Annotated in this window: 2 protein-coding genes; both read left to right on the top strand. The window is 59.9% G+C overall.

Annotation, left to right across the window (positions count from 1 at the left end):
- On the top strand, nt 1-1,184 hold a 1,184-nt coding region (locus G8767_RS35105; protein ID WP_166814268.1), incomplete at its 5' end, for a chromosome partitioning protein ParB.
- A 567-nt stretch (nt 1,185-1,751) separates the two neighbouring features.
- Nucleotides 1,752-1,982, top strand: a complete 231-nt coding sequence (gene nrdH, locus G8767_RS35100) for a glutaredoxin-like protein NrdH (RefSeq protein WP_166814266.1) — start codon at nt 1,752-1,754, stop codon at nt 1,980-1,982.
- Nucleotides 1,983-2,129: the final 147 nt, after the last annotated feature.

The raw sequence follows: 2,129 nt of genomic DNA, 5'->3' as shown, positions 1-2,129 counted from the left end.
GAGTTGCGCAGATGCTCGAATTCGGCGCATCCATCACGAAGGTGTCCAAGACCCTCGCGATGGACAAAAAGGATGTGAAAGCCCAGGCAGCGGTAGGGAAAGCGGAGGCAGCCCGCGCCGCCCTCGACGCCGGACAGCTCGACCTTGCACATGCGGCAGTAGTGGCCGAGTTCGAGGAAGCCGGAGATACCGAAGCCGTCGAAAAGCTCCTGACCACGAGGTACTACGACTTCGACCACGTAGCGGAGCGACTGCGCGGGTTGCGTGAAGAGCGGGAGGCATACGCCCTCGCCGCAGCCCCGTTCGAGGAGAAGGGATTTACGATCCTTCCGCACGATCACATCAGTTTCGGGGAGGAGGTGCCGTCCCCGTCCGACCTGGTCACCGCAGACGGCGACGAGGTCACCCAAGAGATGATCGACGCAGCCCCGCAGTTCTGGGCGGTGTTCCTGGGATTGAACGACGCGTTTTTCGACAAAGCCACCGGCGAGCGCGTCGATTACGACGACGTCGATTGGGACACCGAGGACGACGATTCCGCCGTACCCGACGAAGGGCTACGGCACGCCAATACCGTCGACTACCGGCCCGAGTACCTCCCGGAATACTGGTGCATCGACCAGGAAGGCGCAGGACTCGAACCGCACCCGATCATCGACGCACCCGATGGCAGCGGAAACGGCCACGTCGAGGCAGTTCGGGCAGTGCGCGAGCAGGAAGCGAAGGACAAGCAGGAACGCCGACGAGTCCGCGAGCTGAACAAGCAGGCCGAGGCCGCGACCACCGTCCGCCGCGAGTTCCTGCGCACAACCTTGCTCGCCCGCAAGACCCCACCGAAAACGGCAGCGGCCTACGTCGCGACCACCCTCGCCCGCGATCCCGGACTGATCTCGGAATACAAGGCAGCGGAATCACTCGGTGAGCTGCTCGGATTCAAGGGCTACTACCCCGCCCGAGAGTTGGCCGAGCAAGTGGCGAAGGCGTCCGAGGCACGCGCTCAGGTGCTGCTCCTCGCGCTGGTGATCGCCGCACAAGAGTCCCGCATGGTCAAAGACGCATGGCGATCCAAGCCCAAGAACGCCGACCAGTACCTCAGTTTCCTGATGGAACAGGGCTACACCCTCGCCGCCGTCGAGGAAATCATCACCGGACAGCTCACATTCGACGAGGTCGCGATCGACTGACCCAATGAAGCGGCGATCCCCAGCCCGAAAGGGCTGGGGATCGTCCGCCCTTCCGCCCCGCACCTTCCACCTCCGGCCGGCGGTCAGAGCCACAGGCGGACCGGAAGGGCGGAATACGGACACCACTACAGGCACTCGAGAAAGCACCCGGCCGCCAGCCATGAACCACGACAAAAGCGCAAGGAAAAGGAGCCGACCCGCCCCGGTGTGAACATTCTTCTATCCCGACACTCGCGCATCAAGGCCGCTCCAGAAATAATATCCACTGCGCCACTCGCACGCTCGAACAACGGCGCTATGATATTTTTTCCTACACTCACCTTGACCCGCTCCCGCCGAGACCAGAATATCGGCACATACCGGGGGAGGGGGAGAAAATGCAGGTAGAACGCATGCGAGTAGCTGCCTATGTCACGGTTCAGCATTAGGGAAAGAATGTGATAATGATTGAAGATGTCATTAAATCAATCGGAAACTAATCGAAGAAATGCCGCGAAAGTATTGTTCTATATCGCATTGTTCGATAGAATGAAATCAATAAAGAATCACCGACAAGGGGGAATGAAAATGGCGATCACCGTATACACCAAGCCCGCATGTGTGCAATGCAATGCCACGTACCGCGCACTCGACAAAGCGGGAATCGAATACGACGTCATCGGCATCACCGAAAACGCACAGGCCCGCGATTACGTCATGAGCCTCGGATACCTGCAAGCCCCCGTCGTCGTCGCAGGGGAAAACCACTGGAGTGGATTCCGCCCCGACGAAATCTCCAAGCTCACCACGGCCGCCTGACCACACACTTTCACCAGCGAAACGAGTTTCAATGAGGAAATCAAGCAGTTCGAAGAGCGGGTGCATCAACGATGAACAGCCGGTCGTCGCGCAACAATGCCCAGATCACGTTCACTCGTCGACGCGCCAAGGCGATAACCGCTTGAA

Source organism: Rhodococcus sp. IC4_135, assembly GCF_011602025.1.
GTDB lineage: Bacteria > Actinomycetota > Actinomycetes > Mycobacteriales > Mycobacteriaceae > Rhodococcus_F > Rhodococcus_F baikonurensis.
This window is presented reverse-complemented; position numbering and strand designations above follow the sequence as displayed.